At 39.7% G+C, this 24,248-nt stretch carries 24 protein-coding genes and 1 other RNA gene; 5 read left to right on the top strand and 20 right to left on the bottom strand.

Annotated elements, in window-relative coordinates; genetic code table 11:
* Positions 1–11: 11 nt before the first annotated feature.
* Entirely contained in the window at positions 12–320 is a 309-nt protein-coding gene (locus FN960_RS08365) for an iron-sulfur cluster biosynthesis family protein (RefSeq protein WP_143848251.1), read from the top strand.
* Between the two features lie 145 nt (positions 321–465).
* On the opposite strand, the gene FN960_RS08360 is transcribed toward FN960_RS08365, so the two are convergent.
* The 18 genes from FN960_RS08360 to FN960_RS08275 form a co-directional block, all read right to left on the bottom strand.
* Positions 466–1,338, bottom strand: coding sequence for a carbohydrate ABC transporter permease (locus FN960_RS08360; protein WP_143848250.1), 873 nt, complete (start codon positions 1,336–1,338; stop codon positions 466–468).
* Positions 1,339–1,351: 13 nt separating this feature from the next.
* The gene (locus FN960_RS08355) at positions 1,352–2,245 is read right to left on the bottom strand and encodes a carbohydrate ABC transporter permease (protein WP_143848249.1); all 894 of its coding nucleotides are present in this window, start codon (positions 2,243–2,245) and stop codon (positions 1,352–1,354) included.
* A gap of 24 nt (positions 2,246–2,269) precedes the next feature.
* Entirely contained in the window at positions 2,270–3,529 is a 1,260-nt protein-coding gene (locus FN960_RS08350; RefSeq protein ID WP_143848248.1) for an ABC transporter substrate-binding protein, read from the bottom strand.
* 246 nt (positions 3,530–3,775) lie between these two features.
* The gene (locus tag FN960_RS08345; RefSeq protein ID WP_143848247.1) at positions 3,776–3,973 is read right to left on the bottom strand and encodes a hypothetical protein; all 198 of its coding nucleotides are present in this window, start codon (positions 3,971–3,973) and stop codon (positions 3,776–3,778) included.
* Between the two features lie 90 nt (positions 3,974–4,063).
* Positions 4,064–4,834 (bottom strand): N-acetylmuramoyl-L-alanine amidase, encoded by a 771-nt coding sequence (locus tag FN960_RS08340; protein WP_143848246.1) that lies wholly within the window; start codon positions 4,832–4,834, stop codon positions 4,064–4,066.
* 113 nt (positions 4,835–4,947) lie between these two features.
* Positions 4,948–6,510 carry a gluconokinase gene (locus FN960_RS08335; RefSeq protein WP_143848245.1) on the bottom strand — a complete coding sequence of 521 codons (1,563 nt, stop codon included), beginning with the start codon at positions 6,508–6,510 and terminating at the stop codon, positions 4,948–4,950.
* 44 nt (positions 6,511–6,554) lie between these two features.
* Positions 6,555–6,935, bottom strand: coding sequence for a hypothetical protein (locus FN960_RS08330; protein ID WP_143848244.1), 381 nt, complete (start codon positions 6,933–6,935; stop codon positions 6,555–6,557).
* 142 nt (positions 6,936–7,077) lie between these two features.
* Positions 7,078–7,431 carry a DUF4870 domain-containing protein gene (locus tag FN960_RS08325; RefSeq protein WP_143848243.1) on the bottom strand — a complete coding sequence of 118 codons (354 nt, stop codon included), beginning with the start codon at positions 7,429–7,431 and terminating at the stop codon, positions 7,078–7,080.
* A 98-nt stretch (positions 7,432–7,529) separates the two neighbouring features.
* The gene (locus FN960_RS08320) at positions 7,530–8,666 is read right to left on the bottom strand and encodes a THUMP domain-containing class I SAM-dependent RNA methyltransferase (RefSeq protein ID WP_143848242.1); all 1,137 of its coding nucleotides are present in this window, start codon (positions 8,664–8,666) and stop codon (positions 7,530–7,532) included.
* 595 nt (positions 8,667–9,261) lie between these two features.
* Positions 9,262–10,056, bottom strand: a complete 795-nt coding sequence (locus tag FN960_RS08315; RefSeq protein ID WP_143848241.1) for an ABC transporter ATP-binding protein — start codon at positions 10,054–10,056, stop codon at positions 9,262–9,264.
* Entirely contained in the window at positions 10,040–11,035 is a 996-nt protein-coding gene (locus FN960_RS08310) for an ABC transporter permease (RefSeq protein WP_143848240.1), read from the bottom strand. The genes FN960_RS08315 and FN960_RS08310 overlap by 17 nt, the downstream gene beginning before the upstream one ends.
* 63 nt (positions 11,036–11,098) lie before the next feature.
* A complete protein-coding gene (locus FN960_RS08305) occupies positions 11,099–12,088 on the bottom strand; it encodes an ABC transporter substrate-binding protein (protein ID WP_143848239.1) in 990 nt (329 codons plus the stop codon).
* A 184-nt stretch (positions 12,089–12,272) separates the two neighbouring features.
* Positions 12,273–12,655: RNase P RNA component class B (gene rnpB / locus FN960_RS08300), an RNA gene on the bottom strand.
* A 75-nt stretch (positions 12,656–12,730) separates the two neighbouring features.
* On the bottom strand, positions 12,731–13,129 hold the full coding sequence (locus FN960_RS08295) for a reverse transcriptase-like protein (protein ID WP_143848238.1): 399 nt from the start codon (positions 13,127–13,129) through the stop codon (positions 12,731–12,733).
* Between the two features lie 16 nt (positions 13,130–13,145).
* Positions 13,146–13,463 (bottom strand): cell division regulator GpsB, encoded by a 318-nt coding sequence (gene gpsB, locus FN960_RS08290; RefSeq protein WP_143848237.1) that lies wholly within the window; start codon positions 13,461–13,463, stop codon positions 13,146–13,148.
* 99 nt (positions 13,464–13,562) lie between these two features.
* Positions 13,563–14,114: an SLOG family protein gene (locus tag FN960_RS08285; RefSeq protein WP_143848236.1), complete on the bottom strand. Its 552-nt coding sequence runs from the start codon at positions 14,112–14,114 to the stop codon at positions 13,563–13,565.
* 66 nt (positions 14,115–14,180) lie between these two features.
* Complete coding sequence (locus FN960_RS08280; RefSeq protein WP_260681960.1) at positions 14,181–14,666, bottom strand: spore coat protein; 486 nt, start codon at positions 14,664–14,666, stop codon at positions 14,181–14,183.
* A 224-nt stretch (positions 14,667–14,890) separates the two neighbouring features.
* Complete coding sequence (locus tag FN960_RS08275; protein ID WP_185970968.1) at positions 14,891–16,126, bottom strand: ribonuclease H-like domain-containing protein; 1,236 nt, start codon at positions 16,124–16,126, stop codon at positions 14,891–14,893.
* Positions 16,127–16,502: 376 nt separating this feature from the next.
* On the opposite strand from FN960_RS08275, the gene FN960_RS08270 reads away from it, so the two are divergent.
* The 4 genes from FN960_RS08270 (at position 16,503) to phnE (FN960_RS08255) (ending at position 19,926) form a co-directional block, all read left to right on the top strand.
* Positions 16,503–17,468, top strand: a complete 966-nt coding sequence (locus FN960_RS08270; protein WP_143848234.1) for a phosphate/phosphite/phosphonate ABC transporter substrate-binding protein — start codon at positions 16,503–16,505, stop codon at positions 17,466–17,468.
* Positions 17,469–17,579: 111 nt separating this feature from the next.
* Entirely contained in the window at positions 17,580–18,350 is a 771-nt protein-coding gene (gene phnC, locus FN960_RS08265; protein WP_143848233.1) for a phosphonate ABC transporter ATP-binding protein, read from the top strand.
* Entirely contained in the window at positions 18,347–19,147 is an 801-nt protein-coding gene (gene phnE / locus FN960_RS08260; protein ID WP_143848232.1) for a phosphonate ABC transporter, permease protein PhnE, read from the top strand. The genes phnC and phnE (FN960_RS08260) overlap by 4 nt, the downstream gene beginning before the upstream one ends.
* The gene (phnE, locus tag FN960_RS08255; protein WP_143848231.1) at positions 19,144–19,926 is read left to right on the top strand and encodes a phosphonate ABC transporter, permease protein PhnE; all 783 of its coding nucleotides are present in this window, start codon (positions 19,144–19,146) and stop codon (positions 19,924–19,926) included. Before phnE (FN960_RS08260) ends, phnE (FN960_RS08255) begins: the two co-directional genes overlap by 4 nt.
* A 308-nt stretch (positions 19,927–20,234) precedes the next feature.
* On the opposite strand, the gene FN960_RS08250 is transcribed toward phnE (FN960_RS08255), so the two are convergent.
* Both FN960_RS08250 and FN960_RS08245 read right to left on the bottom strand, forming a co-directional pair.
* Positions 20,235–21,803 carry a bifunctional metallophosphatase/5'-nucleotidase gene (locus FN960_RS08250; protein WP_143848230.1) on the bottom strand — a complete coding sequence of 523 codons (1,569 nt, stop codon included), beginning with the start codon at positions 21,801–21,803 and terminating at the stop codon, positions 20,235–20,237.
* Positions 21,796–24,111 carry a DEAD/DEAH box helicase gene (locus FN960_RS08245; RefSeq protein ID WP_143848229.1) on the bottom strand — a complete coding sequence of 772 codons (2,316 nt, stop codon included), beginning with the start codon at positions 24,109–24,111 and terminating at the stop codon, positions 21,796–21,798. Before FN960_RS08245 ends, FN960_RS08250 begins: the two co-directional genes overlap by 8 nt.
* Positions 24,112–24,248: the final 137 nt, after the last annotated feature.

Raw genomic sequence — 24,248 nt, 5'->3', positions numbered from 1 at the left:
GGGAGGTAGCTATGTATCTGACATTATCTCAATCTGTTATAGATTTATATAAAAAAGAAATGGAACTTACACTCGGTGAGTCCGTTCGATTGTTTGTTAGAGTTGGAGGAGTCGGATCAGGTGGGTTTTCTGTTGGGATCATGAGAGATAACCCTACAGATAAAGCTTATATAATTGATGCGGAGAGTATTACTTTTTTTGTAGAAGAAGATGATTTTTGGTATTTAGATGGTATGACCATTGACTATAATTCAGATCTTGATAGAGTTGAATTTCTTCAGCCACGTTTTGTAGACGCGTTCTACCCTGAAGAACAGTAGAATCTGAAAAAGTAGACTGTTTTTTTATACAATTAAAAAGCTGAAGAATGAGGGGAGAGACTCCAACATTCTTCAGCTTTTCTATTACTTATAATACTTCTGTCCAGCCTCTATTCTATTGCTTAATATTCTTGATCCATCCCTTTTACCCTTTCACTGCCCCAATGGCTACACTTCCCATAATTCTCTTAGAAAGAATGGAGAATACAATAATGATCGGCACTACAGATAACGCTACCCCAAGGTACAGCAACCCATAATCCGTATTATAGTATCCTTGTATCATTGCAACCATAACTGGTAGTGGATACTTTTCTTCTGAGAATAACAACACGAGTGGGCTAATGAAGTTGTTCCAGGAACCAATAAATGTGAATATTCCAATAGCCGCTAGAGCGGGAACAATCATCGGTAAAATAATTCGATGAAAAATACGTAACTCGCCGGCCCCATCTATTCTTGCCGATTCAAGTACTTCATCGGGAATACTGCCATCAATAAATTGTTTGATGAAAAAGACGGCGAAGGTATTCGCTGCTGCGGGCAAGATAATAGCTGCATGAGAATCTAATAAGCCAAGCATCCCTAACCAACGATAGCTCCCAATAAGCGCAAGCTGAGCGGGAATCATCATCGTGGCAAGCATAAAGAGAAATAATGGCGTATTAAACCTAAATTTAAATTTTGAGAAACCATACGCAGTCATTCCACCGAAATAAAGCGTTAAGGCCGTGGATCCGCATGCAATGATAAGACTGTTCATAAACCCTCTGAATATGTTTACATTCTCAATCATACGGGTGAAGTTTTCAATCAAGTTTGTTCCTGGTAAAAGTAAAAATTGTGAAGCGATATCCGCATTTGTATGCGTTGAATACATGATCATTAGGTAAAACGGAAACAAACATACAAACGCAAGAGTAATTAAACAAATATACAGCACAACATTTGTAAGTGATAACTTCTTGTCTTTGTTTAGTGGTGCTTTTGTGTTGATTGTTGTATCTGCTCTAGCCATATCCACGCCTCCTTTACGTTGTTTTACTTCGGTTTCTGCTGATTAAATAAGATGTTACAGATAAGGTCACGATAATGAGGAATAGACAGAACGCAATGGTTGCACCATATCCAAACCTTCCTTGCTCAAATGCTGTTCGGTATAGATACATGACACTTGTTAACGTTGCATGATCCGGTGCCCCAGACCCTTCTGTTAACATAAATGGTTGGTCAAAAATTTGCACACCACCAATTAAAGAAGTGATAACTTGAAAGATAATGATTGGCTTTAATAATGGAACGGTAATCTTAAAGAAAATTTGTACCTTTGAAGCTCCATCTACTGTTGCCGCCTCTTCATATTCAGGTGAAATGCCTTGTAAACCCGCAATATAAATAAGCATCGAATAACCAAAATATTGAAAGAAAAGAATCGCAGATACGAGTAGCTGCATAAAAAGGGCATTATTTTTCCAGTCAATAGCTCCATCCGTAATCCCTAAGAACATAAGCATTTGATTCACACTACCTGTTTGCCAGTCGAACATTAAGCTTACAAGTAGCCCCAGGGATGCGGCGGTGACGATATTAGGAAAGAAGTAAATCGCTCGAAAGAAGTCTTTCCCTCGTAAAAAACGTTTCGTTAAGATAACGGCTAGAACAAGGCTAACCGTTAATTGTGGTACCACGGAGATCGTCCATATAAAAAAAGTGTTGTATAAGGATTGAAGAAAAAGTGGATCCATAAAAGCACGTATATAATTCGCAAAGCCAATAAACTCTGGTGGATTGAGCCCATCCCAATTCGTAAAGCTTAAATAAAATGAGTAAAGAATGGGATATAACCCAAACAACAAAAATATAATAAAAAATGGTGCGATAAAGAAATAACCGCTGTTTCCTTTATTGATACGTCCTACAAACATCCTAATCCCCCCTTATACACCTTTTTAGTTGACTGTTAACTCTGGAAAATAGATTTGTACGTCCCTTTTAAAGCGCTCCCAAAACTCGTCATGAGAAGAGAAATTGCCTCTTGAGTACGATTCCATTAGTTCTCCATAGATATCTTCAATGTTCCCATCAAAAGACGTACGGACAACTGTTTGCACATTTTCAGATTCCTCGTTAAAAAAGTGAAAGTAATTTTGGCCATCTAGAAATTCACTTGAAATTTCGTCCGCTACGTTTTCATTGGCGATTCGATGACTTGTATAATACTCTTCGTCTACCGCTAAATTGCTTAAGAAATCAACATCAAATCCATAAAATTTAATAAATTCCCAAGCTAAGTCCTTATTATCACCGTCCGAATACATCCCATAAAATGTTCCACCACCACTAAACGCAGCAGGACCACTAGCTAAGCCCCATAATCCGCTTGTGTCTGGTGCATCTGATCTGAGTACGTGGTTTAAAAACCAAGATGGCTGAGGATAGAACATAACGGTTCCCTGCTGCATAGATGTAGTCCAGCCTGGCGTCCAACTGTTAAGCATCGCTAACGAATTTGTTTCAATTGCTTGGTCGACCAAATGAAGGGTTTCTCTTTTAGAATCATCGATAACCAATTCATTTTCAACCACCCATGGAACTTCCGCCCGTGCGTTTTGGATAGCGCCAATCGAAGACCAGTTAGCAAAGATATGATGCTCCCCTCCGCTTTCTTCGTACACTCGTTCACCTAAATCAAAAATGTCATCCCAGTTCTGGATCTGAGCGCTCACCTCATCTGGATCAGCAGTACCTAGATATTCCTCCGTTAAATCTCGGCGATAATAAAAACCACCCGTTGTCCCTTGGTAAGCAACTGTGCGAACTTCACCATCTGAATCCTTCTCCATATCCTGAATATAGTCGTATTGATCTTCAATTAAATCCATCGCATTATAAGGCGGCCCGCTTAGGATTTCTAAAGATGGATGATCAATAAACTTTCGTACCACTCCTGCCTCTAGTGCAAATACGTCAGGTGCTCGAATTCCTGTGGCCAAAGCTGAACGGAGTTTGGTTTCATATTGATTGCCAGGAACGTATTGAAAATCTATCGATACGTCTGGATTTTCTTCCATGAAAGCCTCAACTGCATATTCCGCCTCGCCAGTAAAGCTCCATACAACGATCTCCTGCTTTTCCTCACCACTGCTACATGAAGCGGATATCATCAAAGTGACTAAAGCTAATGAGGATAATCCTACTCTTTTTCTCATGGCAATTCCCCCTAAACATGATCATTCAAATAAAAAAAGGAAGCGCTTTCAATAAACACTAAAAAAAAGCTGTCAGGTGATTGAGTGAATAGTTTAAATCCTTATATTGCATTGTTCACTTTAATTTATGTTTATTTCATACAATTGTCAAGGAGTCTTAAATATCATAGCAATGAGGTATAAATATAGTTATTTTTCAACTAAAAAGAAACCTAGGAATAAAATCCTAGGTTTCTTTTTGAATTATTACTTAAATGATCCAGCTGTATAATAACTTGTGGCCTCTTCATAGTCAGCCCGCGCATTTTGAAGAGAACGTTTGGCCGCAATAAATTGTTGCGCTGACATCGTTTGCATATTTACATGGATGTGCTGCTCTACAGTGCGTAATGCTTTATCTACCCTTTGTAGCATTTCAATTGCGTGATGTTGATTTTCTCTCACAAACATACCTCCAAATAGAATGAAGAATAATAGCAAGTTTCCCCTTATTTATTCTTATTCATACAGGAAGTTGATTATGACGTTTTATGACTATACAATAATCGCATCAAAACCTCTATTTCTAAGTTCATTTGCAAGCGAGTCCGCGTTCTCTCGTTTTGAGAAAGCTCCAACTTGTACTCGATAGAAAGAGGCCTCAAATTGAAAATAGGCTTGATATCCTTGTTGTTCTAATCTATTTTTTAAGTCCACGGCGTTTTGGTGTTTTTGAAAGGATCCACTTTGCACTTTAAATAGACGATCTGAACTTAAAGAATTCGCTTTTCTTTTCAAATCAAAAGCTTGAACCATTCCTTCAACATGGCCCCGTGCAACCTGTCTAATAAATGCGATTCTCTTTAAATTCTCTGCATCTCTAGTATGATCGATGAATGCGCTTTCCGTTAATATAGCAGGCATGGAAGTGTGTCTTAGCACAGCAAAGTTTGCTGATTTCCTGCCACGATCTACCACATTTACATGACTCATGATTAGCTTGTGAATAATGGTTTGAAGACTTACCGTCCGCTGCACTCTACTTGAATGGACATAGGATTCAAAGCCCGTGCCTCCACCAGCATTAATGTGAATAGACACAAAATAATCAGCTGACCACTGATTTGCCTTCCTGCTTCGGTCTGATAAAGACACGAATGTATCGCTTGTCCGGCTCATATTCACTTCAACATTATGATAATCTGACAAGAGGTAGTCTCGAATACATTGCGAGATTTGCAGCGTTATATTTTTTTCTTGCAACCCATTTCCTATCGCTCCTGAGTCTCTTCCGCCGTGGCCAGGATCAATGAATATTCTTACCATATTGATCTCCTCCTTTTAAAACTGTTTAACTAATAGATCGCTTAATTATTCAGTGTATGGGGAGATCAATTTATTTCTAATAGCGGAAATTACATTAGAACTTGATGCTTTGCCTATTTTAATGGAAGATGGCTTGTATACTCCTTCTGAAACGCAGCAAGCTTGGAAAAAGGCGTTTCAAGAGATTGATAGATCTCGGCATAAAACTCATGAAGCCTTTGGTACGTCTCATGATTATTAGCCTGATGTGTATAAACCTTATCAATCGTTGTCCATGAATCTGATTCCACGAATGAGTCAAGATGACCAGTAGCTATAAGTGAAATAATGGCGGCGCCAAATGCGGATGCATGATAACTGGATGGCACATGTATTTCTTTGTTAAAGACATCTGCAAGAATTTGCAACCAGAGCGGAGATCTTGCAAAGCCACCGGACGCTCTAATTTCAGTAAAAGGGCCACTTAATTCCTTTAATGCAATTCCTACTGAATAGACACTAAAAATAACACCTTCCAATAAGGAGCGAATAAAATCATTTTGAGTATGATGATTACCAATCCCTACATAGGCTCCTCTAGCACTCGGATTCCAATATGGGGCTCGTTCCCCATTTAAAAAAGGCATGAACAACAATCCCTGTGCTCCAGCAGGCGATTTCTCAGCCAATGAGAGTAAATACTCATATAGCTCTCCTTTATTTTGCATCTCATCTGTAGCAAATTGACCTTTGCTCCATTCATCTCTATACCAGCGTAGCGCATTCCCTCCGTTATTGGTGGCCCCACCAATAACCCATTTATTATCTGATAACGCGTAGCAAAATGTTCGTTGATTCGGGTCTGTTACAGGCTCAGTTACCGTTCTTCTTACAGCGCCGCTCGTACCAATTGTAATCACCGTTTTATCAGAGGAGCCTGCTCCTACGCCCACATTAGCCAATGTTCCATCACTTGCACCTATGACAAATGGCATGGACGGAGATAAACCGAGCTCATGTGCGATAGATTCAGATGGTAAGACCTTTTTGTAGGTAACGGGCACAAGTTCCGATAATGTATCCGTTGTTATACCGATATAGTGTAAAATCTCTTGATCCCATTGTTGCTCTCTTAGATTCATCAACCCACTTGCTGAAGCAATGGAATGATCTACGACAAATTCGCCGAACAAGTGAAACCATACATATTCTTTTATTGAAATGAATTTGTCTGCTTGAGTAAACAAACCAGAAGAATGCTGCTTAAACCATAGCAATTTTGCTAGTGGTGACATGGTGTGAATAGGTGTACCCGTGCGTAAATAAAATCCTTTAGCCTCAACTGTTGCTTTTAAGGTATCAACTTGCTCTGAGCTGCGGTTATCTGACCAAATAATGCTTTTAGATAACGGTTTTCCCTCTTTTGATACAGCCAAGAGTGAATGCATAGCAGCTGAAAATCCTGCAGAGGCAATCGATGTAGGTGAGACACCTGAGGAAGCTACCGCTTGCGTAATGGACTGTTTAACCGCGTTCAAAATGACATCTGGATCTTGTTCAGACCACGCGGGCTGAGGTGATAAAGTTGGATAACTTATCTCAGAGGATGCTAAAACGGAGCCGTTTGTTCGAAAAATAACAGACTTAGTGCTTGTTGTTCCAATATCAATACCTAGCATAGCGATATCGTTAGTCATTATGTTCCTCCTTTTTATCTATACAGTTCGGTACGTGAAATTTGTTATTGTTGCTTAAGGTGCTCTACTAACTCTTGCAAAGCTTCTTGATAGTCTGTAGGTTCATCTAAATTATACCGCTGTTGCACGCTATCCAGATCTTCATGAATGATATCAATTGCATCCAAGAGTGCAAGGTCATGTGGACCTAGTAACGAAAAATGCCTAATGTTCGGTAATGAACTGTCCTTTCTCTCCTCTAGCAAATTAACATTAAGTACTTCTCCCTCATTTGGTATTTCAACAGGTATGTCGTCTTTGAAATGAAGGTGTAACACCTCAAAGAGTAACTGATTAATCCTTTTTTCTGATTCATTATCAAAGATTACAGATTTTTTGCCAACAGTAGAACCTAAGGGGTAGCTTACGATCGTTAGCTTGCTCATTAGGTGCCTCCTAAGATACATGATTGATTTGATAAGGCTATCATAGCATTGATGAAAGGGATGAACCAAACATAATTCCTCAAAAAAAATGATAGTCGCTTCATCCGACTATCATTTAATATACTCTACTTCATTTACTTCTTTATTTAATAAAACGGATGGTTAATGGAATCACATACTCTTCTCCGTTATACGCTTTAACGGCAGCAATGATGATAAAAATAAACGACATCACTGCTATAATGGGAAGGAGAATAAGACCAATAAACACAGCAATTAAAATCGAGGCAATGATTGAATAGATGGCGTAAGAGATAATAAAATTGAAATACTCTTTACCATGAGAATCAATAAAAGCAGAATCATTTTTTTTCAACAACCAGATAATCAAAGGAGCAATAATTGTAGTAACAAAGCTTAACAAATAAATAAGCATGGCCAAAACACGCTCATCCTGTGATGGTTCTTCCACGTAATGTACAATATCATTTGACATGTCGATAACCCCCTTTACTGTAAATAGAGTATGTGAATGTAAGTATACTTCTCTATAACCTAAATTATGTGAATTAAACACATTCTTTTAAGCACTATTTACACTCTCGGCGGTCTTGGACCAAAGTACTGATAATAATCCGTTTTAATATTTCCGTTATACAGCTTCCGTTTTTTTGAGGCTTTTTTCCCGTAAAGCTCTTCAAATTGTTCATGAGATGTCAGCATATATACAGACCACGTATCAAATGACTTTAATGCCTCGCCCATTTGCTTATACATATGCTCTACTTCTTCTCTCTCTCCGATTCGTTCGCCGTATGGTGGATTGCCGATAATAATTCCGTAGCTGCCTTTATGACTGAAATCACGTACCTGCATTTGTTTAAACGTAATCAGGTCGGCAAAACCTGCTTCCTTCGCATTATTCTGTGCGAGCTCTACACTACGATGATCAATATCTGACCCTTGAATGTCGAGGGGCTGATCGTATCGCGCTAAGTCTTCCACCTCTTGTCTTGCTTTATTCCAAAGATCCTTATCAATCCAAGCCCATTCGTCCGAGGCAAAATCTCGATTAAACCCTGGCGCTAGATTTTGCCCAATCATTGCTGCCTCTATTGGTAACGTGCCCGATCCACAAAAAGGATCAGCAAACGGACGATCCGGGTTCCAGGTTGTTAATTTAATTAGTGCTGCGGCAAGTGTTTCTTTTAATGGAGCTGTATTGTGCAAATAACGGTAGCCTCTTTTATGAAGCCCTTCTCCACTCGTATCTATGGTTAATGTGGCTATGTCCTTATGAAGCGCAACTTCAATTCGATAAAGTGGACCATCCTCATCAAACCAATTTGTTTGATGTTTTTTCTTCATACTTTCAACAACCGCTTTTTTGACGATTGCCTGACAGTCGGGAACACTAAATAATGTTGATTTGACTGATCGCCCAATGACCGGGAATTCGGCGTTTTCTGGAATAAGATCTGCCCAAGGTAATGCTTTAGTTTTTTCAAATAGCTCATCGAAGGTATAAGCTTTAAATTCGCCAACCTTTAATTTAACTCGATCTGACGTCCGTAACCATAAATTAGCTCTAGGAATGGCATCCATAGTAGCTGTAAAGGTTACTTTCCCATTTTCCACATTAATATCCTCGTACCCAAGATCTTTGATCTCTTTCGCCACAATTGCTTCAAGCCCCATTGTGGCAGTCGCAATTAGCGTTACCTTATCCATCCTTCAAAACTCCTTCTTTGTTTCAGCTTGTTCTATTATACGGGCTGGAACAAGCGCTGACAAGAAATGAACTGAGATTGGGAGGACAGGCTTAAGTGTAAATTTGTTTTGATTCTTCGTCTGCTGCTCCCGAAAATGGGGGCACGCTTACCTCGGTAGTATCCGCGCTAACAGACTACGCACTTTCATCTCAATGAACATTTTCATCGAGGCAATTGAAAAAGTCATGTAAGAATGGCTGAATGGCGCCGCTACAGGAGAACCCTTCGCTTTCCGCGGGAACGGCCTCAGCCCTCGAATTGGAAAACCACCACTTCGATGTCTTCAGACTCGTTCTGTTCCGCAGGAGTCTACGGTTTCTCCTTCCGCTAACGTTCCGACTTATACAATTGATGAAAGTTCGCAATCTTATAAGGATAGTTTTTCAGTGAACTTCCTGTTCATCCTGCAGGTGTCTGCCCTCCTATTTTGTCCGCTTGTTTTAGGGTAGGTATTGAAATTAGTATTTACACAATCATAAGAGCTTCAACCCCACACCCCAATCAAAAAAAGGAGAACGACCCACTTTCAAGTCGTTCTCCTTTTCTATTAATCCTTATCCTAAAACAGCGCGATCATTTTCCATTTGTGTACCGCGGATTCGTTTGAATTCTTGTAGCAGGCCTTCAACCGTAAGGCGTTGCTTCTCTGATTCAGGAATATCTAAAATGATTTGACCCTGATCCATCATAATTAAACGATTACCCAAATCCAATGCCTGTTGCATGTTATGAGTAACCATTAATGTGGTCAAATTAAACTTAGAGACAATATCTCGAGTAAGGGACGTGATAAGCTCCGCTCTAGATGGATCAAGAGCCGCTGTATGCTCATCAAGAAGTAAAATTTTTGGTTCCGTGAAAGTAGCCATTAGAAGCGATAAAGCTTGTCTTTCACCGCCTGAGAGCAATCCTACCTTTGCTGTAAAGCGATTCTCCAAACCGAGGTGAAGCGTCTCGAGAGATTCTTTAAAAAAGTCTCTCCTTTGCTTAGTAACACCTAGCTTGAGTGTTCTTTTTTTGTTTCTAGAATAGGCTATTGCCAGGTTTTCTTCAATGGTCATCGAGGGAGCGGTGCCAGCCATAGGATCCTGGAACACTCTGCCAATAAACGTAGAACGTTTGTATTCCTGGTGACGGATCACGGTCTGACCGTCAATTTGAATATCCCCTTGATCAGGTAATAATGCACCTGAGATCACATTCATTAGTGTTGATTTCCCTGCCCCGTTACTGCCAATAATCGTGATGAATTCACCTTTTTTCATATGCAGTTTAATAGATTGAAGGGCTTTTTTCTCATCAGGCGTTCCTTCGTTAAATGTCAAAGCGACATTATGCAGATCCAGCATGTTCTCCACCCCCCTCTTGTTTAGCAAGTTGATGCTTTAGTTTTCGTTTACGCCGCTCTCGTTGTTTTTCAATAATTCTTGGTGAAATAAGCGCCACTATTACGAGCACAGCAGTTATCAACTTCATATCTCCTGCTTCTAAAAAATCTACTTTTAAAGCGAGCGCTACAACAATTCGATAAATAATCGCTCCGCAAATGACAGCTATTGTCGTTCTGAAAATAGATTTTGTGCCAAACAGTGCTTCTCCAATAATGACAGAAGCGAGTCCAATAATAATCATACCAATACCCATGCCTGCGTCTGCGAAACCGTCCCTTTGCGCAATAAGAGAACCTGAAAAAGCAACAAGCGCATTGGAAAGACCTAACGCCAGAATGATTAGATGATCGGTATTAGCGGAAAAGCTGCGAATCATGCGTTTGTTATCACCTGTTGCACGAATAGCAAGCCCAACCTCTGTTTTCAAGAAATAATCCATAATGACTTTAATGATCACAATCACAACAACCATTACGAATAATAACGACCATGTAGAAGGAAGATTCGTCATGCCCATGCCTTGGAAGAGAGAACGAAGAGCGTCATCAATCCCAAGCGCATTCCAGCCTTCACGAACATGAGCGAAGATAGTTGGTTCATTTAATAGTGAAATTCTAGGCATACCCATTATGCGTAAATTAATTGAATACAAAGCGATCATCATTAATATTCCAGCGAGTAACGGATTAATATTTCCTTTTGTATGAAGTAAGCCTGTGAAACACCCCGCAATAAATCCAGAAAGCACAGCCATCACGGTTGCGAAAATTGGGTCAACTCCATTTACAATGGCGAGTGCCGCTACGGCAGCTCCAGTAACAAAACTACCATCAACCGTTAAATCGGGAAAATCCAAGATTCGAAAAGTCATATAAACACCAAGTGCCATAAGTGCATATATAAAGCCGAGCTCTAAAGCACCGTACATTGCAAGCATGTTAACCCCACTCCTTAATTGAAAAGAAAACCGACCTTCCGAAGCGGTAGGCCGGTCTCGAATTTATTGTTCGTTTGATTCATATGTTTGTGCAGCGTCTTCCCAGTCTTCATTCCATTCAATCCCTTGAGCTTCTGCAGCCTCCCGATTAATGACTAGATTAATCTCAGCAGGTGAACCAACCGGAATGTCAGATGGAGCACTTTCATCATTTAGAATGCTAGCAGCTATCTCTCCCGCTTGGTAACCAAGCGTATGAAAATCTACTCCAAATGCGGCAAACGCTCCTGATCCAAGAGATTCTGGGTCACTCGCAATTAAAGGGATGCCTCGATCGTTTGATATTCCAACAATGGATTCTAACGCAGAGATGACCGTATTATCTGTCACCAAGTAGAACACATCCGCATCCTCGGCGAGTGCAGCCACAGCAGACTGAACATCAGCAGACGTAGCAACAGTTCGTTCCGTTGTTGATAGAGACGTGCCTTCTACAGCTTCATTAATGGCATTAATTTGAACAACTGAGTTTGATTCACCAGCGTTGTATACGAGACCGACTGTTGAATCTGGAAAGTTCTCATTAATAAAGGCAACTGTTTCGTCGATAGCTTCAGGATGTAAGTCGCGAACGCCTGTAATATTTTCACCCGGCTCATCTAACGCTGCTACAAGACCCGCTTCGACAGGATCAGTAACAGAAGTAAACACGATGGGAATGTCCTGTGTAGCTTGCAACGCACTAATCGCACTTGGCGTTGAATTAGCAAAAATCATATCGACCCCATCTGATACAAAATTTGTTGCAATGGTTGAGGAGTTATTCGGATCCCCTTGTGCAGACTGAAATTTAAATTCAGCCGTTATCCCCGCATCTTCAATGGCCTGCTGAAACCCAGCATAGGCCGCATCAAGTGAAGGGTGCTCCACAATTTGAGTGGCTCCAATAACAACTGTCGCCTCATCTCCATTGCTATTATCTCCGTTGCCACAGGCTGCTAAAGCACTTAAAGCAACTGAAGCTGAAATGATCATTCCCCATTTTCTATTCATACTGGACACCCCTCTATTATCTATCGACTACTTAACTATTACTTATGTTAATAGAATTTACAGAAGGTGTAAACATAAATTTTTGCACATTAATGCGTGCGGGTAATAAAGGATTCAGACAAAACAAAAAAATCCCTGCTAGAGGGATTTTGTTTAACTACAATCGGCTTTGCATCGTTAAGCATTCGATAAGCCATGTTCTGTTCCGTTGTACTGCAAGCGGTGATGAACCTCGTACGCTGGTGGTGACCATCTATCTACAGAATACATTCTGTTCTTCCGGTTTTGTTCAATTCCAAACCGAAAAATGCCCCTACCTAATTTTGGGTTTCTCGCTCGAGGGGTTTACCTCGTTCCACTCCGTCTGTTTCCAAACGGACTCCGTCACTGTGGCACTTTCAAGGAGTGTCTACCATATCCAAAGGACGTAGGTATTCCTCCTGCCGTTAGCCATAAACCTGGCTACCCTAGCTTATGAATTGGCTAGGCACGAACACTACGGGCATCTCAGCCCGTGCGAGCATGGACTTTCCTCTATGCACTTAAGCACAGCGGCCACCTGAATGCTTAACTTGAACCTGATACGCTAGTCGCGCTTATCTATTATATACGGATCCACAAAAGAGTGCAACTACCTCTTCGTTATTTACGTTTTTGCTTTTCAACCGCAAGTCTTGCTAATCGATCCGCATTACGGTTAGTTTTACTTGGAATCCACTTAAGGTAAAATAGTTCAAATTGATCTATTTTCTTTAGAGCGGACGCCAAATAGGGTTTGTATAAAGGATTACGAACGAATTGTTTCTCTACCGCTTCATCAATCAATTGAGAATCCGTACGAAAGGAAGCCTTAGTGATGCCAAGCTCAATACATCTGTTTAGTGCCAGCAGAAAGGCTTCATATTCCGCTTCATGATTAGACATCTCTTCTAGAGGAATAGAGTGTTCTTCAATTCGACCATCCTTAAAATTGATAAAAATACCAGCTCCTGATCGACCAGCTTGACCAGCACTTGCTCCATCAAAATAGACCTCAATCAAACTAAACCTCCATTACCTATTCATACATTTTGCTGCCGAACACCTTTTTCTCGAGATTCGATAGGCGTTGTAAGATATCATAGTTCGTATTATTGTTTGATGGGGCCGCAGGTTGAGCCTGTCTTGACGGACGGTCCTGAAGCTTTTTATTCTCTTTACGGAGCTGCTGATTTTCTTGTTCAAGCTGCTCGATTTTCTTCTGAAATAATTCATAATCTTGAATAATGGAATCAAGAAACTTATCTACCTCATCTTGATTGTATCCTCTCATGCCTGTTTTAAAATCTTTATTAAGAATTTCCTTTGCTGAATGCTTAATTTCCTGGTTACTCACACGTATCACCCCTGCTTAGTCTAAACTACATGTTATTGACTATATTTTTTCAAAAGTCTATTAAAAAGTCAATTTCGATTCAATAAACAATTCTATACTTTAAAATTGATCTTCTTCATTTCTTCTTGCATCCTCAATATCATCTGGTGTTATGTATATAATATCATATTCAGCCTGTGTTTGTTTCTTGCGAGCTGGCTCTAGGTAAAATGTTGGCGTTCCCGGGTGATCTTCGTCATAAAGAACCAATAGAGCATCTGACTTCGTAATAAGAAAGTCATTTTTTTGTCGAAGTTGAGCAGGACTCTCGTACACTCGATTGGTTATAGGTTTAACAAGATCAGCTTGTTCTAAAGCAAGGCGGTACTGCTGTTGGGAAGCTTCTTTCCATTGATCCTCTTGGTTTAGAAATGGTGGCAACACGGCTAACTTAATATGAGAATAAGTAGACTTCAGCTCTAAAACGACCTCAGCTGCCCATAACTCTACTCCAAGCTGCCCGCTAATGACAAACCATTCTGTACCTTCTTCAATCAGTGGAATTAATCTATATTCGATTGCTTTTTTTATGTATTTAATACCAGGATGTTCTTTATCAAACACACCTAACTCGTGAGGCTTATATCCAGTGATTAAAACCGACCGATACAAAAACGTTCCACTCCTTTGTTATAAAATTTCACAAGATGGACCATAGGTCCATCTTGTGAATGACATTTACCAACGTTTCTTTTTACCTGATTGAGCTCCCATTACAGGCCAATTAGGCATGTTATTTTGAGCTCCCATTACGGGCATATTACTTTGAGCTCCCATCACAGGCGCATTGTTTTGAGCTCCCATTATAGGCATATTACTTTGAGCTCCCATTACGGGTGCATTGCTTTGAGCTCCCATCACAGGCATGTTACTCTGGGCGCCCATTACTGGTGCATTATTGCTGACAAATTGTTGGTTACTGATATTCTCATACGCAGATTCAGTATGAGGACAGCTATGAACATGTTTATATACATGGTTTGTTACATAATCCGTATGAGTTGGATGAACCTCAGGTACAATATATTCACATGTTTTTTCGACTACACTATGCTTTGTAGGATGAACAACTGCCGGCATCATCTTGGTTGTTGTTGGTTTTTGAGTGTACGCAGGCATTGTAGGGTTACAGGGTTTACAGTGTTTCTTATGCTTTCCATACATAGGTTTAGTGCCTCCTTTTATATTTAGAATCACTAATAACCTATGTTGATGTCAGCACATGTGTACTAGTTGTATGACCTATTTTACCTTAGCTGAATGTAAAAAAGCAGTTTATCTATTGATTTTCATACATTTCTACAGATTCCTACAATCTTCGTTAGCTGATAAGAAGAAAAATGCTGAAAGTCCGCTTTTTATGCGCTTGCCCAGGAAATAGCGGACTTTTATTTCTTCGCCTGCTTCTTTTTTAATCTAGCTAATCTTAATTGAATGTCCCGCTCTACTTTAGCATTGTTAGAGCTAGATGCTTCATCTAGTGCCATTTGCGTAAAATGTATCGCTTCATTTATCTGTTTGTATTGGTGTTCATAAATCATCGCACACTCCACAGCTGCGTCTATTTTTTTATAGCTTGTTTGGCAGACCTGTTGAAAGTGAGAAAGGGCTTGATCAAATTTCTTTTGTTTTTTTCTAAGTAAAGCTAGTTCATATAAGCTTTTTGGTTCTGTTTTATCATTTAATGCTTTTTCAAGATGATAAGTGGCCTTCTCCTCTTCTTCCATTGCAGCAAACCATCTTCCTATTTCATAATGCTCGTTACCTGTCAGTTTCTTTTCTGAGCAATCAAGTATCTTGAAGGTTAATTGGCTATATAAAGTAATGAGGGAGAGCAAATCAGTCTCGTGGTGTTTCAAGACCCCCTCCATTAAATCCGGTGACTGTTCTTTCACAAAATCAAAATACATCATAGGTACTAGATAGCTTAGTGTATCATGCTCTCGGTACACGTCTAATATCTCTTCTTCCACAACAGCTAGTTTGCAGGAAGGCAATTCATTTTTCCATAACCGGCGCGAAGCATGTAATAAATCAAAATGGCCAAATGCAGGTAGCTTTGGAACTTGATCACGCACGAACGCATGTCTTGTTTTCACCTGTGGCCAATCAAAGGCTTTACCATTATACGTAACTAAATGACGCAGCTCACTAGCGTCAGATAAAAAATGATAATAAAGAGCTGCCTCCGACTCTGGTCCGGGTAGTAGGTATTGCTTCACATGCACTTTTGACTGTTTTATCTGTGCGTAGCCTAATAGAAAGATGTGGTGCCCCGCTCCAGTGTAGAGACCTGTCGTTTCCGTATCAAAAAACAACAGCTCTTCCGCTTGTAATCCCTTTGAAGAAAGTGGATGATTCTGTTCAGTTTCGTTCCAAGCATGAACAGCTTTATATAATGATGAAAAATCTAATGAACCATGCATAGTATGCAATGGATACTCTACATCACGGACGATCACATATTGATCATCTAGCCATTTTATTGTAGCTTCAAGCTTTGACCATTGATGTTGATATGGAACATCCTGTGAAGGTAAGTAAGGTTTCGGTTCGATTTTATTATCTTTTGATTTTAGCCCTGTATGACTCTCTAAACGCTTTAACTTATCACGAATAGGCACGCTCATCCCCCATTCTTTCATCTTCTAATTAACCATTGTAGCGAATGTTTGTTTGTATTTCTAGTATACAGCTCACATACTATTCGATAATATTTGACAATGATAAATTTTATTACAAAAGTTATTGTTTTATCATTAATAGATTGTATAATAAACATGTGGAAATATTGACTAGCTTTTTGGTCAATTTTTCATTGTTATAACCAGCCTATATTTATTATTTAAATATAGACTGAACTGGGAGGGAGTATTTATAAGTCCTCATTAATGGTCCTTAATGCTGTATTTTTTACGTAAGATTTACATTTCATTAATAATGTTCTGTTACAATTACTCTGCTTCACTATTTTTATACATATAATTGGGGGTTCTTTTAATGAAGAAACATTGGTATGGAACTGGATTAACGTTTGCTCTTACAGCTGCTCTACTTGCTGGCTGTGGTTCTGGAGATTCGGATGCTGATGCGGGCGGAAATGGCGGTACTTCAGGGGAAGGCGATTCAGAGGAAACAACAGGTTATGTGCCTGAAGAGCTTAGAGTTCAATTTGTTCCTTCGCAGAATGCTGATACTTTAGAAGCTAAGGCAAAACCATTAGAGGAATTATTAACAGCAGAGCTGGATATTCCTGTAACAGTAAGTGTTTCTACAGACTACAACACGATTGTTGAAGCCATGGCATCAGAGCAAGTTGACGTTGGCTTCCTACCTCCTACAGCATACGTTTTAGCAGCAGAGCAAGGAGCTGCTGAGGTTATTCTTCAAGCACAGCGTTATGGAGTAAATGATGATGGATCTCCAACTGATGAATTAGTAGATTTTTATCTATCTCAAATTGTTGTAAAGAAAGATTCTGGTATTGAAAGTATTGAAGATCTAGAAGGTAAAAAGATTGGATATCAAAGTGTAACCTCTTCTGCAGGATATGTATGGCCAGCTGCTGTTTTAATTGATGCAGGTCTAGACCCATTAACGGATGTTGAGCCAGTGACTCTTAAAGGTCATGACCAAGCCATCATTGCCCTATTAAATGGTGATGTCGATGCTGCTGCTTCCTTCCAAGATGCACGTAATGTTGTAGAAAGTGATTACCCTGAAGTATTTGAAGATACTGAGATCTTAGCATATACGGAAGCTATCCCAAATGATACGATCGCTGTACTTCCTGGCATGGATCAAGAATGGAAAGATAAAATTCAAGCCGCATTTATTGCAATTGGTGAAAGCGATGAAGGCCGCGAAATCATTAAAGACGTATACACACATGAAGGATATGTAGAATCTGATGACAGCAAGTTTGAAACTGTTCGTGAATACAACGAAAAAGTAAAAACAGAGTAGAACGAATGCGGGTCAGATGAAGTAATAAAGAATGAAGTGGCTGATGATTCCGTGCCATAACGGTTTCATCAGCCATTTTTAATGATCTTTTAAAAGAAGGAAGGATTTATCATGATTGAGTTTAAAAATGTATCAAAGGTATATCCCAATGGAACCAAAGGTCTAAATAATATGAACCTCACCATTAATAAGGGTGAATTTGTCGTGATTGTTGGTTTGTCTGGTGCAGGAAAATCCACTATGCTACGTTCAATTAACCGCCTTCATGAAATCACAGAGGGTGAGATTATGATTGATGGGAAGTCCATTACAAAAGCTCGTGGTAACGGGCTATATAACATTAGACGTGATATTGGTATGATCTTTCAAAACTTCAACCTCGTTAAGCGTTCATCTGTTTTTCGTAATGTTCTGTCTGGTCGTGTTGGGTATCACTCAACGTTTAAAATGCTATTCGGTCTGTTTCCTAAAGAAGATAAAGAACTTGCTATGAAGGCACTTGAGCGTGTAAATATTCCTGATAAAGCCTTTAATCGAGCAGATGAGCTTTCAGGCGGTCAACAACAACGTGTATCTATTGCACGTGCGCTGGCACAAGAAGCTAAAATTATATTAGCAGATGAACCTGTAGCTTCTTTAGACCCTTTAACGACGAAGCAAGTTATGGATGATTTGAAACGAATTAATGAAGACTTAGGTATTACGACCATCGTTAATTTACACTTTATTGATTTAGCTCGAGCCTATGCGACAAGAATCATTGGTTTACGTGCCGGTGAAATTGTATTTGATGGTACGGTAGAAGAAGCAACGGATGAGGCATTTGCTGAGATTTATGGTCGACCAATTGATGAAAAAGAAATGCTTGGTGTTGACGCATGACCCCTACCTCACCTAATCAAAAACCTATATCGTATTATCGGCAAAAAAAGACAAAGCAATATCTCACGGTCATCTTATTTATAGCGATTTTATATTTTAGTGGGTTAGCTGTAGGTTTTTCATTTACAGACTTACAACAAGGTCTCCCTAAAATGAATGATTTGTTAATTCAAATGGTTCCTCCCGATTGGGCTTATTTTACTAGAATTACAGAACCGATTTTAGAAACGATTCGTATGGCTGTGCTCGGGACTACTTTTGGCGCCATACTTGCCCTGCCTCTTGCTCTATTAGCTGCGAGAAACGTGTTTCGCATTAAAATACTTAATGTTCTGGCTCGATGGTTGTTAAATCTTATTCGAACGATTCCTGATCTATTACTTGCTGCTATTTTTGTGGCCATTTTTGGAATTGGGGCTTTTTCAGGTGTGCTAGCACTGATTGGGTTTTCGTTAGGTATTCTTGGAAAACTAATCTATGAATCAATAGAGGGTATTGAAGAAGGACCTCTTGAAGCCATGCGTGCAGTAGGTGCAAATCAAATAAAACTAATTATGTTTGGTGTCATCCCTCAGATTACTGCTAAATTCATGTCATTTACTCTTTATTCGTTTGAAGTAAATGTACGCGCGGCAGCTGTGTTAGGACTTGTTGGCGCTGGTGGAATTGGACTTTATTATGATCAGGCTCTTGGCTTCTTTAATTATGCTAGAGTAGCAACGATTATTTTATATACCTTAATCGTGGTACTGATTATTGACTTTATCAGTACTTCTATAAGGGAGAAATTATCATGAACCCACAAAAGAAGAAAATCTTTACACGTTTTGTTGTTGTCATCACCTTGATGCTCATTTATATTTGGGCCTTTGCAGGTTTACCGACGATTGAAGTAAAAGAAACCTCAGGGCAAATTGTAAAGGCCATTTTTGAGGGCCTTATTAGTCCAGATTGGGATTATGTATATGATCCTGCGGGAGAAGACCTACTTCGAAAATTAATTGAAACCTTAGCCATAGCAATACTTGGGACTTTTATTGCCGCAGTATTGTGTATACCGTTTGCCCTATTTGCAGCAAGGAATATTGTAAAATCACGGGCGATTTCTCAAGTAGGTAAGTTTATTTTAAGTTTTATCCGTGTGTTCCCAGATATTATTTTCGCTTTACTCTTTATTAAAGCAGTGGGTCCTGGATCATTTTCTGGTGTCTTGGCTCTTGGAATTAGCTCCATTGGGATGCTCGGTAAACTTTTTTCAGATGACGTTGAAAGTGTGAACTTAAGTACAACAGAAGCTCTAATTGCAACAGGGGCGAATCCGATTAAAACATTATGGTTTGCAGTAGTTCCTCAAATCCTACCTAGTTATTTAAACTTTGTTATGTATCGCTTTGAGGTGAATATCCGTGCCGCCTCAATTCTAGGTATCATTGGTGCTGGAGGAATTGGAACACCATTAATCTTTGCTCTTCAAGTTAGAGATTGGGAACGAGTCGGTATTATTTTACTTGGAATTATAATCATGATTACACTGGTTGATTTTGTATCCGGTAAAATAAGAGCCAAGCTAGTTTAATAACAAATCATCTAAATGAAGTCCCTATCATTGTTTTAAAATGTCATTATTTCACTAGATACAATCACGAAATAATAGCTAGGACACTTACCTGTTACCTGTGATGTAATGGCAACAGATAGTATAATGCTGTTTAAGGGTAAAGTGTCCCTCATTTCTTAAGGATTGATGTCGAAAAAATGTTAACCGTCATCTATCTTTAAAACTAGGTATACTTTCAAAAAGCATGAACTCTTATTTAACACAAAAACCTGTCAACCAAGTCTCAATTAAGGAGACGGTCGACAGGTTTTTGTGTATAGATCACTCTACCAAATCACCTTCCAGTTTTGATTAACTTCAGAGGAGATGGTTTGGTGAGCCTGAACATATTGAATGATGAGATCGGTCATATCGTCCTGCATTTCACGTACAACAGGGCGGTCTTTAAACATCGTATATTCGCCTCCGCCACTTGCACGATAATTACTCATAACAATCTCGTATGATTGTTCAGCCACAATTGGATGGCCATCCATATCCGTAAGGTCAATAATTCGATCCCCTTCTGGACGGGATAGATCGATTGTGTACTGAATTCCCTCCCACATATCATAATTATAATGCTGAGGTTTAGGGTATAAAAAGGCTGGATTCACATCCGGCTGCTGATCGGTTAACATAAAATAACCTGCCGAGCGTTCTAATGCCGCTTTGATATCTGCCCCACTTACTCGCAGGACCTTTAAAGTATTTGGGTAGATATAATTAGACATCACATCACGAATGGTAATCGTTTCGGGAAAGCCTTTAGATGTATTATCAAACAAAGCTGTGCTTGAGATTTTTGTATTAGATGCATGCATTTGCACCTTATTAATAAATTCAATAAAAGGATGTTCATTTAGTCTAACATCTAATGGATCACTTAATAATAAACTGCCTTTGACATGTCCAATCGGTTCATCCAGCCAGTTCTGAACCTCTTGTTCAATTAGCTTTGAAACCTCTACTACTGACTCATCCGCTTGAACATGCACGGGTTCGATTAGCTCCGTGTGAATAGAGTTAATTTGATAGGATCCCTCTATTTCTTCTAATTCAATGATAGCCTTACCCGCAGCTGCTCCATATGATCCTGGCTGCAAAATATGAACAGGGCCGCATGTTCCGGCTAGTAAACGGTGCTGATGTCCGGTTAAAAGCAAATCAATTCCTTCTACTTCATGACACAACGCATAGCCCTGGTTCTCTCCCGTTTCCCGTTCTTCCATTTCTCCATTTTCAGGATTACGTTCAAAGCCACCATGATAAGACACAATAAATACATCTGGTTGTTCTTTTTCTTTAATAAATGGTACCCACTTTTTGGCCGATTCTATGCAATCTTCAAATTCCAAGCCAAGAATATGATTTGGATCCTCCCAATTCGGAATGTATTGTGTTGTTAACCCAAGAATCGCTACTTTTACTGGACCGTATTGTTTGATGACATATGGTTGTCCAAAATAAGGTTGCTTTGTTTTTTCATCAACAATATTTGCTGCGAGCCAGGGAAATTTTGAATGATGAACTGCTGCATCTAATGTTTGCTTGCCAAAATTAAACTCGTGATTTCCTGGAACAACTGCATCATATTCTAGTAAATTAGCTACGTTTATAAGTGGATGCACCTGCTCTGTTTCTAGCTTTGAAAAATAAGTTGTTAATGGCGTCCCTTGAATCAAATCTCCGTTATCCACTACTAAAACATGTGGATGCTTCTCTCTCTCCTGCTTGATCAATGTACCAAGCTTAGCAAGCCCTAGTGGAAGATCATTCTCTGTACGGTAACGATGGGGCATGATATGACCATGTACATCACTTGTTTCAATAACGTGTAATTGAATTTTATTCATATAATCTCTCCTGAATACTCATTTCATCGTTGGATGTTCTTGCTATTAATTGGTGGATAAGCTGAATGACCAATTGCTTTGTATTTGTTTGGTTCCCATCTGAAGGAACGCCAACACATGCTGGACATCCATTTTTGCATGGACAGGATGTTATGTGACTCTTAGCATGTTTTAGCACGGTGTCTGCTTGATTGTAAATCGTTTTAGCTAACCCGATTCCACCCGGATAGCTATCATAGATAAAGACTGTCGGAAGCTCGGAATGCTCTGCCTTTATCTGTGGTACAACATGTATATCATTACGATCACACATTGCAAACACCGGAGAAACCGAGCCAAGAACTTGAGCAAGTCCCACTAAACCGGCTTCTAATGAGTGCCCATAGCGCTCGATTAATGCGGAAGGAAAACTAAACCACATGGCGTTGGAATGAAGCTCTTCCTCAGGCAGGTGTATCGGTCCGGATCCAATATTTTCGAATGTACTCATTCTTATCTTTTTAAAGATCGTCGCTTTGGCATTGACCATTACATCACCGTAATAGAGCTCAGCCTTCGGAAGTTGCACCTTCTCATCTACTTCGAGAACCTTTAGCTTTACAGCTAGGTTTGCATCCGTAAAATATTCTACAGATACCTCACGCACAAACGCCTTTCTCTCCTCCCAGTCAAGATATTCCACTTGGTACTGAATGCCCTGATGCAAATAAATAGCTTCATCGTGTAAAAGAGTCATCGCGCTAAAGCGATCCATTTCTCCAATCACTATATGGTTTGTGACATCACTTTGATCAATGATCACTACATTTTCCTGAGAGGCCGAACGCAAACTAATTCCGTGGGCCGGGAAAGCCTCGTTCATCCAATACCATTTATCCACACGTTGATGAAGTACATGATTTTCAGCTAAGTATTCCAGCAGCTCCTCTACATCAACGCCATCTAACAGTTCACCCTTCTTAAAGGGAAGTTCATATGCCGCACATTTTAAGTGATCAATTAAAATGATTAAATTATCAGGATTGATACGTGCTGATTCAGGTGTGCGATCAAAAAACGCACCCGGATTGCCAACAATGTATTGATCTAAAGGGGAGGATCCTGCAACCATAATAACGGCTGATTCATTTTGTCTTCTACCTGCTCTTCCTGCCTGTTGCCATACACTTGCAATCGTACCAGGGTAACCAGTTAGTAAACACACCTGTAGTTGACCAATGTCCACGCCAAGCTCTAATGCATTTGTACTAACGACCCCTTTTATCTCTCCATTTCTAAGACCGCGCTCAATCTCTCGACGTTGCTTAGGGAGGTATCCCCCACGATACCCACGTATAGCATCAGGGCCAAAATTACGCTTAATCATTTGTTGTAAATGACTTAAAATAATCTCCACTCTAACTCTACTTCGTGCGAAAACAATGGTTTGAATATCATTTGATAAAAATCGTTTGGCCAGATCATTAATTTCAACCGTCGCACTCTTACGAATGTTCAGGGGTTTATTAACGACTGGAGGATTATAAAAAATAAAATGTTTTTTTCCACGTGGTGCTCCGTTGTTTTGAATAAGCCGCATTGGCAGATTCGTTAATTGTTCTGCAAGCTCTTTCGGGTTAGCAATCGTTGCTGACGTGCAAATAAATTGCGGATTTGCGCCATAGTATGCTGCAATTCGTTTAAGCCGGCGTATGACATTAGCAACATGACTCCCGAACACCCCACGGTAGGTATGAAGTTCATCTATGACCACGTATTGTAAATTCTCAAAGAATGAGATCCATTTTGTATGGTGGGGCAATATAGCTGAATGAAGCATATCCGGGTTGGTAATCACAATATGGCCTGCTTTGCGCACAGCCTGTCTAATAGTAGGAGAAGTATCCCCATCATATGTATTACAGCGTACAGGTATACCCATCTCATCTATTAATTCATTTAACTCACTCATCTGGTCTTGAGCTAAGGCCTTAGTTGGGAAGATGTATAAGGCACGACTCTCTTCATTTTCAGTGATTTTCTGCAAGACAGGTAAATTATAGCAGAGTGTTTTCCCTGAAGCGGTTGGAGTAACAGCTACAACGTTTTCCCCTTTTTGAGCTGCAGAGAAAGCGGATTCCTGATGAGTATACATTTCTCCTATTCCTCTTCTTTGCAACGCCTGGACTAGCTTTTCATTCATTGATAGAGGAAAGGGAGCTGTACGTGCCTCTACTGCCTCCATCTCCTTCCAATGTACAATTTGTTCTTTATACTTTTCATTATTCTTTAAGTCCATCAGTATTTGCTGTAAACTCTCTTTAAACATACTCGCACCCCTAATGGTCAACTATTTCTATTGTAGCGAATGTTTGTTTGTTTTTCCATAGTAGCTGTCCAATCAATTTACTAAACATCTTAGCTAGAATAGTGTACACTACATTTAATTCGTTTCACGAAAAAAAG

The organism is Alkalicoccobacillus porphyridii, assembly GCF_007293315.1.
In the GTDB taxonomy this organism is placed as follows: domain Bacteria; phylum Bacillota; class Bacilli; order Bacillales; family Bacillaceae_D; genus Alkalicoccobacillus; species Alkalicoccobacillus porphyridii.
Note: the sequence above shows the minus strand (reverse complement) of the source record. Positions and strands in the feature narration are given on the sequence as shown.

Excerpts from the sequence above, each read along its gene's own strand:
- FN960_RS08365 (WP_143848251.1), top strand. The coding sequence starts at position 12 with ATGTATCTGACATTATCTCAATCTGTTATAGATTTATATAAAAAAGAA.
- FN960_RS08360 (WP_143848250.1), bottom strand. The coding sequence starts at position 1,338 with ATGGCTAGAGCAGATACAACAATCAACACAAAAGCACCACTAAACAAA.
- FN960_RS08355 (WP_143848249.1), bottom strand. The coding sequence starts at position 2,245 with ATGTTTGTAGGACGTATCAATAAAGGAAACAGCGGTTATTTCTTTATC.
- FN960_RS08350 (WP_143848248.1), bottom strand. The coding sequence starts at position 3,529 with ATGAGAAAAAGAGTAGGATTATCCTCATTAGCTTTAGTCACTTTGATG.
- FN960_RS08340 (WP_143848246.1), bottom strand. The coding sequence starts at position 4,834 with ATGGTAAGAATATTCATTGATCCTGGCCACGGCGGAAGAGACTCAGGA.
- FN960_RS08335 (WP_143848245.1), bottom strand. The coding sequence starts at position 6,510 with ATGACTAACGATATCGCTATGCTAGGTATTGATATTGGAACAACAAGC.
- FN960_RS08330 (WP_143848244.1), bottom strand. The coding sequence starts at position 6,935 with ATGAGCAAGCTAACGATCGTAAGCTACCCCTTAGGTTCTACTGTTGGC.
- FN960_RS08325 (WP_143848243.1), bottom strand. The coding sequence starts at position 7,431 with ATGTCAAATGATATTGTACATTACGTGGAAGAACCATCACAGGATGAG.
- FN960_RS08320 (WP_143848242.1), bottom strand. The coding sequence starts at position 8,666 with ATGGATAAGGTAACGCTAATTGCGACTGCCACAATGGGGCTTGAAGCA.
- FN960_RS08315 (WP_143848241.1), bottom strand. The coding sequence starts at position 10,056 with ATGCTGGATCTGCATAATGTCGCTTTGACATTTAACGAAGGAACGCCT.
- FN960_RS08310 (WP_143848240.1), bottom strand. The coding sequence starts at position 11,035 with ATGCTTGCAATGTACGGTGCTTTAGAGCTCGGCTTTATATATGCACTT.
- FN960_RS08305 (WP_143848239.1), bottom strand. The coding sequence starts at position 12,088 with ATGAATAGAAAATGGGGAATGATCATTTCAGCTTCAGTTGCTTTAAGT.
- FN960_RS08280 (WP_260681960.1), bottom strand. The coding sequence starts at position 14,666 with ATGTATGGAAAGCATAAGAAACACTGTAAACCCTGTAACCCTACAATG.
- FN960_RS08270 (WP_143848234.1), top strand. The coding sequence starts at position 16,503 with ATGAAGAAACATTGGTATGGAACTGGATTAACGTTTGCTCTTACAGCT.
- phnC (WP_143848233.1), top strand. The coding sequence starts at position 17,580 with ATGATTGAGTTTAAAAATGTATCAAAGGTATATCCCAATGGAACCAAA.
- phnE (WP_143848232.1), top strand. The coding sequence starts at position 18,347 with ATGACCCCTACCTCACCTAATCAAAAACCTATATCGTATTATCGGCAA.
- phnE (WP_143848231.1), top strand. The coding sequence starts at position 19,144 with ATGAACCCACAAAAGAAGAAAATCTTTACACGTTTTGTTGTTGTCATC.
- FN960_RS08250 (WP_143848230.1), bottom strand. The coding sequence starts at position 21,803 with ATGAATAAAATTCAATTACACGTTATTGAAACAAGTGATGTACATGGT.
- FN960_RS08245 (WP_143848229.1), bottom strand. The coding sequence starts at position 24,111 with ATGTTTAAAGAGAGTTTACAGCAAATACTGATGGACTTAAAGAATAAT.